5 protein-coding genes are annotated in these 7,790 nt (G+C 63.8%); 2 read left to right on the top strand and 3 right to left on the bottom strand.

All coding sequences use genetic code 11. The features are described from left to right. Nucleotides 1-63 precede the first annotated feature (63 nt). Nucleotides 64-525 carry an Hsp20 family protein gene (locus BMW89_RS31630; RefSeq protein ID WP_177196460.1) on the bottom strand — a complete coding sequence of 154 codons (462 nt, stop codon included), beginning with the start codon at nucleotides 523-525 and terminating at the stop codon, nucleotides 64-66. A gap of 208 nt (nucleotides 526-733) precedes the next feature. Here BMW89_RS31630 and BMW89_RS31635 point away from each other — a divergent pair, with 208 nt between their 5' ends. After that, on the top strand, nucleotides 734-1,681 hold the full coding sequence (locus BMW89_RS31635) for an alpha/beta fold hydrolase (protein WP_092033718.1): 948 nt from the start codon (nucleotides 734-736) through the stop codon (nucleotides 1,679-1,681). A gap of 193 nt (nucleotides 1,682-1,874) precedes the next feature. On the opposite strand, the gene BMW89_RS31640 is transcribed toward BMW89_RS31635, so the two are convergent. Both BMW89_RS31640 and BMW89_RS31645 read right to left on the bottom strand, forming a co-directional pair. Beyond that, complete coding sequence (locus BMW89_RS31640; RefSeq protein WP_092033765.1) at nucleotides 1,875-4,682, bottom strand: di-heme-cytochrome C peroxidase; 2,808 nt, start codon at nucleotides 4,680-4,682, stop codon at nucleotides 1,875-1,877. Between the two features lie 213 nt (nucleotides 4,683-4,895). Further along, entirely contained in the window at nucleotides 4,896-6,692 is a 1,797-nt protein-coding gene (locus BMW89_RS31645) for an adenylate/guanylate cyclase domain-containing protein (RefSeq protein WP_092033723.1), read from the bottom strand. 224 nt (nucleotides 6,693-6,916) lie between these two features. Between BMW89_RS31645 and BMW89_RS31650 the strand changes: the two genes are divergently transcribed. Next, nucleotides 6,917-7,549 carry a LysE family translocator gene (locus BMW89_RS31650; RefSeq protein ID WP_092033726.1) on the top strand — a complete coding sequence of 211 codons (633 nt, stop codon included), beginning with the start codon at nucleotides 6,917-6,919 and terminating at the stop codon, nucleotides 7,547-7,549. The last annotated feature ends 241 nt before the right edge of the window (nucleotides 7,550-7,790 follow it).

The raw sequence follows: 7,790 nt of genomic DNA on the forward strand, positions 1-7,790 counted from the left end.
CAAAACGAAAAAACGCCCCGGGGCACCGGGGCGTTTTCGCAACTTGGTGGCTGTCGGTGTGCTTTAAGCGGCGACCGAGTTCTCGATCACCTGCGCCTTCGGCGCGCTGGCGTTGATCGCGATCTGGCGCGGCTTCTTGGCCTCGGGAATCTCGCGGACGAGGTCGACGTGAAGCAGCCCGTTCTCGAGCGAGGCATTCTTCACCTGCACGAAATCGGCAAGCTGGAAGGCGCGTTCGAAGGCACGTGCGGCGATGCCGCGGTAGAGCACTTCGGCTTTCGAGTTCTCGTTGGCGACTTTCTCCCCCTTGATCGTCAGCGTGTTTTCCTTCGCGACGATGGAGAGCTCATCCTTGGCAAAGCCCGAGACCGCAACGGCGATGCGGTAATCGTTCTCGCCGGTGCGCTCGATGTTGTAGGGGGGATAACCGGGGCTGCCGTCCGAGCTCGTCTGGTCGAGCAAGTTAAAGAGACGGTCGAAGCCGACGGTGGAACGGTAGAAGGGGGTCAGGTCGTAGGTACGCATGGTCAAGTCCTCCATTGAGCGACTGTTGAGTAACCCGCCCGCCAATCGGGCCGGGCTTTCGTCTGTGTGCAGCCTGATGTTCCGGTCCCGAAACACTGGTAGCGGCCTGCACCATGGTGATATGGGTTCAAGGGAACGGCGTTCAAGAGGGCGGAAATTTGCGCCTTTTCGGCGCTCCCTCCCCTTGATTTGCAGCATTTTTCGCCCAATGACGCTGATCTCGATCCCGTCCAATCCCGTTCCCGAAGACGTCGTCAGCGGCACCATCAAGACACCCGATGGCGTCGAGCTACGCTTTGCGCGGTGGGCGCCGCCGGCGAACCGCAAGGGCACGGTCTGCGTCTTCACCGGGCGCAGCGAGCAGATCGAGAAATATTTCGAGACCGTGCGCGATTTGCGCGACCGCGGCTTTGCGGTGGCGATGATCGACTGGCGCGGGCAGGGGCACTCCTCGCGCCGCCTGCGCGATCCGCGCAAGGGCTATGTGCGCGACTTCGCCGATTTCGAGATCGACGTCGAAACCTTCGTGCAGCAGGTTGTGCTGCCGGATTGCCCGCCGCCCTTCTTCGCGCTCGCCCACTCCATGGGCGGCACGGTGATGCTGCGGGTGGCACATGCCGGCAAGCGCTGGTTCGACCGCATGGTGCTGTCGGCGCCGATGATCGATTTGCCCGGCCGCACCACCTCGTTGCCGGCGCGGGCGATGCTGAAGACGATGCGTCTGATGGGAATGGGCGGCCGCTATGTCCCCGGCGGCAGCGACCAGATCACCGGGCTCAATCCCTTCATCAACAATCCGCTGACCAGCGACCCCGTGCGCTATGCGCGCAATGTCGCGATCCTGGAGGAGGATCCGACGCTGGGGCTCGCGTCACCGACGATCGCCTGGGCGGACACCGCCTTCCGCGCGATGAACACCTTCAAGGGCATGGACTACCCCTCCGAGATCCGCCAGCCGATCCTGATGCTGGCGGCCTCAAGCGACACCGTGGTCTCGATCGCGGCGATCGAGGAGTTCGCCTATCACTTACGCGCCGGCTCCCATCTCGTGATCGCCGGCGCCAAGCACGAGATCCTCCAGGAGCAGGACCGCTACCGCTCCCAGTTCTGGGCGGCGTTTGACGCGTTCGTGCCGGGCACGCCGCTGTTCAAGTGAGGCGGGAATGACGGTGCGCTCCCTCGCCCCGTTCTCACGGGGCCGCGACGAGCTTCGCTCGCGCTGAGAGGGTTGGGGTGAGGGGCCTCTCTCCGCACGCGAGATCGTCGAGGGACCTGTACCCCCTCACCCGGATTGCATCTTCGATGCAATCCGACCTCTCCCCGCAAGCGGGGCGAGGTAAGAAAGCGCGCTACAGCGTCTTCAGATACTCGATCAAATCGTAGCGCTCCTGCTCTTTCAGCACGCGGCCGATGGTGCCGTCCTTGCCGGGGCCCGGCGTACCATCGAACGAATGGCCGGCATTGCTGTTGCCGTACATCTCGGTGCCATCGGACGCCCGCGTCGAGAAGCGCGACTGCCCGGTCTTGCAGCTCTCGCCGTCAACGACCGCGAAACCGACCTGCTTCGGATCGTAGTCGCGACCACCACCCATGCAGAACGATTTGGGACGCTCGGCCGCAGGCGTCAGCATCCAGTAGAGCGAGGGCACCGATCCGTTGTGCAGGTAAGGCGCGGTGGCCCAGACGCCGTTGAGCGGACGCGCGCGATACCAGGGCGACGGCTCATTCTTGTCGGCCGGCTGCGGACCGGGGTTCGGGCAATTCTGGCGCTTGCCCCACCAGAGGTCCTGAACCTTCGGGTCGATCTTTGCATCGTCCATCGCCTTGCGGCTGACGATGTCGACGAGCACCATCAGGCCGACCGAGTACGGCATGTTGGTCGAAGAGATGTCCGGCAGATTGCAGTTCCACCAGGCATTGAGTTTCTGCGTGGGATCGAGCTTGAGAAAGCCCGGCACCTGAACCATCCGCGTCGCCAGCACATTGGCCTGAGCGGGATCGGTCCCCATGCCTTTGACGCTTTTCTGGACTTCGTTCAGGAGTTTGTCGGGGCCGATGGTCTCCCAGCGCGACGAGGACCAGATGCTCTGGTCCGGAAATTCAGCGTCGAACTTGGGATCGTTGACCGGACCAAGATGGCATTCGACGCAGATCTGCGCATAGAGCTTGCGGCCGGTCTTGACGCGGTCACCATCGATCTTCCAGGCATCATCGCCGAAGATGTCCGACGGCCATTTTGGCGATGTCAGTCCGGAGAGTTGCTTTTTCGGAAGGGGCGCCGACCCCTTCAGCAGATCCTCGATCCAGTTCAGATTCCTGATGTCCATCGACGAGCGGAACAGCGTGTCCTTGGGCGTAGTGTCGGACAGATTGAGCAGCGCGGTCACGCCCAGCGCTTCGCCGGCATTGCGGATCAGCGGTTGTTCGATGGACGCGTCATATTGCGCGTATTTGAGCCAGGGCACGGTCCAGATCGGCGGGTAGCTGACCGGGGCGTCCTGGGCATGCAGGTTCTTTTCGAAACCGCTGAGGCCGCTGAGCGTCATGTCCTGGGCGAAGACCTGATTGCCGATGCGGTTGAGCGCGTCGAGACGGCCGTATCCTTCTTCCGTGTTCTCCTGCTTTTCTTCCTGCTTCGTTGTCGGGTTGAGCCTCGTCTTGCCGGCGATGGTTTTCGCGTAGGTCTTTTCCCAGTCGACCAGGAATGTGCCGATCGCACTCAGCTTCTGCTTCAGCGCATCGCGGTCTGCATCGTTGGCGGAGGGGCCGAGCACGCGGTCGGCGAAGCGCTTGAAGCGACCCGGCACGATGAGCGTGTAGGCGATCGACAGGCCGGTCGTGACTTCGAGCTTCCTCAGGTCGGTCATCGCCGGGCCGCCGTCGAAGCGGATGTCGATGCCTTTGTAGTGGATCTGGCCGGTGTGGCAGGCGGCGCAGGTGAGGCCAATCCGGTCCTCGCCGAGTTGGCCGGTCGCAGGATCGCGCACGCCTGTCATGCGCGCAAAGCCGACTGGCAGGCCGCCGATGTTTTCAGCCTGGGCACCCCAGTCAACCGGCGGATCCCAAAGCCGCGCCGGCACCGGTTTCGTCTTGTCGTAGACGTTGGCATAGCCGAACCGGCGCAGCGTGGTGTCGTCGGTGTTGATCGTCTGCGGGCTCGGGATGAAGCCGAAGCGCTGGAGATGGTCGCTGTCGTGCAGCATCCCCGGCTTTACGAAGAAGTGAAGCCGCGGCTGCTCGAGCGCCATGAACCAGCTATAGGGCACCGGGAAGGTCGCGGTGCCCTGGCTGGCGTGATGAAACCAGTGCCGGTCCTCCAGCGCCCAGTTTTGCTCGAGCCAGTACGCGGCCCGGGGTTCGGCAAGCTTCGGCAACGGCGGCGCCACCAGGTCGCCGAGGATGCCGGGCAGCATCGGCTGGAATTGATCGGGAAAGCGCAGCGCCACGACGCCAAAGACGAGGAGCGCGGCGACGAGCCCGCCGGCAACGCGCAAGATCAGCGAGGGCGGGGTGACCGGCTGGCTGACCACCCGCTGGGTGACCCTGTCAGGGAATTTGCGCTCGTTGAACAATGTCCTCACCTCGGCCACGCTGAGATAGCGGTCGTCACCCTGACCCTTGCCCATGATCTTGAGCAGGATCGGCCATTCGAACTTCATCAGGAGCGGGTAGTACCAGCGCGCTTGATTGCCGGCGCGCTTGAGATTGTTGCCCATGAAGGTCTGGATTTGCGCGGCGTTGAGCCCGGTCTCGGTGCCGCCATCGGGATCGGAATAGGTGCCGCCGAAACTGGAGAGCCGCGCGATCTCCTCCTCGTTGACGCTCCCGTCGACGCCGAGGATGCGCGAGCCGGCACCGAGCTTGTCGAGCGGGCCGCCGCGCAAGCCATTGAGCTGCGCACCCCAGAAGATGCTTTGCACGATGTGACAGGCGCCGTTGGCGATCAGTGCAACGCCGCGGACCTGGATGCGGGCCGAGGTCTTCTTCAGCCCGGTCTCGCCGCTCGCATTCGCGATGGTCTGCGACACCGTCCGGAGCGGGACGGTGCCGCCGTCGAGGAAACCCTCGCCGACGAGACCGCGCAGGAATGGACAGGGATTGTTGGGCGAGACCTGGATCGAGGGGTCGAAGGGCGGCTTCGAAGCGGGGTCATGCATGGCCCAAAATCCTGAAAACGGCGATTCGTGAAAAACGGACGCGCCGATCAAGCGCGGAAAGTCCTAACAAAACGACAGCAAGCTGTACTACTTCAGCGTGTAACGAAGTGTGGCCGAATTCACTGTCGTGTCAATAAAGGCCGGCGTGATGTCGCCGGAAAAACGGAGAGGAAATTGACGAGAGACTGTCGGGCGACCACGAGGGCTGGCCCGTCAGGACTCGGCAGCGCGTTTGAGGTCGCTCTGGACCAGGGTCAGCTTGCCGAGCGGCACGCCCGCCTTCAGTAGGCCCTCGCGGTAATGGCCGAGGTCCTCGGGCCGCTTCCAATGGAAATTGCGCAAATGGCGGTCGACATTCAGGGTCGGGTAGTTGCCCATCAGCATGCGGGTGGCCTCGAATGCTTCGTCGTCCCGGCCCAATTGCGCCAGCGCCGCGGCGCGGATCGCCAGCGCCTGCATGTGGTTCGGGTTGATGTAGAGCTGCTCGCGGGCCCATGACAGCGTCGCGTCGTACTGTCTCAACAGATAATGGCTGAAGGCGTTCAGCGCGGCCCATTGGTAGCGCGGGTCGCTGTTGTCGCGCTGCGCGGCCATCGAGAACAGCTCGATCGCCTCGCGGTGCTCGCCGATGACGAAATGGCAGATGCCGAGCACGCCGCGCGCGCCGTTGTCGTAGGGGTTGAGCGCGACCGCACGCTTGGCGGCGTCCATCGCGGCCTCGTAATGCCCCTCCAGCGCATGCGCCCAGGACAGGATCGAGAACGCGAAGGAGGAGCGCGGGTCGAGCCGGACGCTGGTCTCGGCGAGACCCATCGCCTCGGCCCACATCTCGCGCGTGCCCTTGACCCAGCCGAACTGGATGCTCTGAATCTGGATCGTGGCGAGATAGGCGTGGGCGATCGACAGTTTTGGATCGACCGCGATCGCCTCCCGGAACAGGTCGACGGCGGTGGCCAAATCCTCTTTTGTCTGCCGGTAGTAATGCGACAGCCCCTTGAGGAAGCGGTCCCAGGCGGTCACGTCGGTCGAGAGCCGCGCCGGTGCCGAGGCCTCGGCCCGGACGATCTCGGTGGCGATGGCGGCAGACAAATTGGTGGTGATCTCGTCCTGCATCGCGAAGAGGTCGCCGATGTCGCGGTCGTAGCGTCCGGTCCAGAGCTGCTCGCCGGTCTCCGGCGCGATCAGCTCGGCGGTGACGCGGATTTTTGCGCCGGCGCGCCGCACCGAACCCTGGATCAGATAGGTGGCGTCGATCTCGCGCGCGATCAGGCGCGTGCCGGTGTTCCTGCCCTTGAAGGCGAAGGTCGAGTTGCGGCTCAGCACGCGATAGAAGGATTGCAGCGACAGCGCGTGGATTAGATCCTCGGTCAAGCCGTCGGAAAAATATTCGTCCTGGGCGTCGCTCAGATTGGCGAAGGGCAGCACGCCGACGATGGCGGTGCGGTACTGCTGCGAGAGCGTGGAGGCCTCCCTGAGCTCGGGCGCGAGCGCCGGTGCGCCTTCGGGCGTCCAGGTCCAGATACCAACTGGATCCTTGATGTTCTTGAAGCGGTGGTTGCCGCCATCGACCAGCAGTACCGTCAGGTGCTTGCTCGCCTCGCGATAGGCCTTGGCCGAGATCGCGAAGCCGCCAGGGCTCGCGACGGATTCGAGGCGGACGGCAATGTTGACATCGTCACCGAATACCTCGTCCTCGTCGGCGATGACGTCGCCCATATGGATGCCGAGCCGGAATTGCATGGCACGTTCGGCAGGCAGATGGAGGTTGCGCTCCGCCATGACCGTCTGCATCGCGACCGCGGCCTCGGTGGCGCCGACGATGCTCGGGAACTCCAGCAGGAAGCCGTCGCCGGTGTTTTTGACGACGCGGCCGCCATGATTGAGGATGATGGGATGGATCGCGCTGCGATGGGCCTTGAAGGCGGCATGGGTGCCGGCCTCGTCGTTGCCCATCATGCGCGAATAGCCGGCGACATCGGCGCAGACGATGGCGGCCAGACGTCTTTCCATATTCCGGAGCTCCAAGGGATCTGTGACCGGCCACGGTGTGGCAGCCGCCGCGAATCCCGCATTTCAAGAACCCTGCCTTTATAGAGCAGATGAGGCCGAGCGAAAGTATGATCCGCATTGCAAATTCGAGGTAAATCCTACGCGATCCCGGTGGTGGACTGGGCCGAGCGAACCGACTAAGTCCAGCTCCTTGAGACGGGGAGCGGGGCGGCGGGGCACCTCACATGCTGGGCATTCACGAAATCTGGCTCTTCATCCTGTCGGGCATCTTGCTCAACATCACGCCGGGGCCTGATAGCGTCTACGTGATCGGCCGCAGCATGCAGATGGGCTGGCGGGGCGGCGCCGCCGCCGCCTTCGGCATCAGTTGCGGCTGCTTTTTCCACGTCGCGGGCGCTGCGATCGGCCTTTCAGCCCTGCTGATGGCTTCATCCACCGCGTTCTCGATCCTGAAGCTGGTCGGCGCGGCCTATCTGGTCGTGACAGGACTTCAGATGCTGTGGTCGCGCCCTGTGCTGGCGTCGGCCATCGACGAGCCGGAGCGGAGCTCGCTGCGGCGGGTCTTCCTCCAGGGCGTCTTCACCAATGCGCTCAATCCCAAGGTCGCGCTGTTCTTCCTGGCCTTCCTGCCGCAATTCGTCGCAGCCGACTCAGCCCACAAGCCGCTCGCCTTCCTGACGCTCGGCCTGATCTTCATCTTTACGGGGACGCTGTGGTGCCTGCTGCTGGCGGCGTTCGCGGCGAAAGCCGCGAACCGCTTGCGAAGCTCCGAAGGCGCGATCGCCTGGGTCAACCACGCGCTCGGCGGCCTCTTTATCTATCTCGGCATCCGCGTCGCCATGCTGGAGACGCGGTAGATCATTCGAACGGATGAGATGCGGCTGTGCGCACTCAACCCTCATCCTGAGGAGCCCGCGAAAGCGGGCGTCTCGAAGGATGGCCGCACGCGAGATCCGGGCCTTCATGGTTCGAGACGCGCGTTCCGCGCTCCTCACCATGAGGGTCTAGAGCGTTTCATTTTTTGATGGAAGCGTATCCGGCATTAACAAAGTAGTTGCTGCATTCGCCGGGCAGAACGCCTCTGACGAGGTGGCCGAT

Source organism: Bradyrhizobium sp. OK095, assembly GCF_900109945.1.
Classification (GTDB): Bacteria; Pseudomonadota; Alphaproteobacteria; order Rhizobiales; family Xanthobacteraceae; genus Bradyrhizobium.